At 61.9% G+C, this 239-nt stretch carries 1 protein-coding gene; it reads left to right on the forward strand.

Annotated features, from left to right (window positions below):
• A partial coding sequence (locus GHO03_RS25000; protein WP_153400726.1) for an FAD-binding oxidoreductase occupies positions 1 to 239 on the forward strand: 239 nt, incomplete at both ends.

Genomic DNA, 239 nt, shown 5'->3' on the forward strand with positions numbered 1-239 from the left:
CGCAGGACATTGGCGCCTACATGCGGCCCAAGATGCTGGACGTATTCCCGCACCTTAAAGACGTGAAGATCGATTACCAGTGGGGCGGCATGATCGGCATTGGCGCCAACCGTTTGCCGCAAATTGGCCGCCTGCCGGATCAGCCCAATGTGTATTACGCCCAGGCGTACTCAGGCCACGGGGTGAACGCCACGCACCTGGCGGGCAAGTTGCTGGCCGAAGCCATCAGCGGCCAGCAC

The sequence above is a fragment of the Pseudomonas sp. FSL R10-1339 genome (genome assembly GCF_009600545.1).
GTDB classification, from domain to species: domain Bacteria; phylum Pseudomonadota; class Gammaproteobacteria; order Pseudomonadales; family Pseudomonadaceae; genus Aquipseudomonas; species Aquipseudomonas bubulae.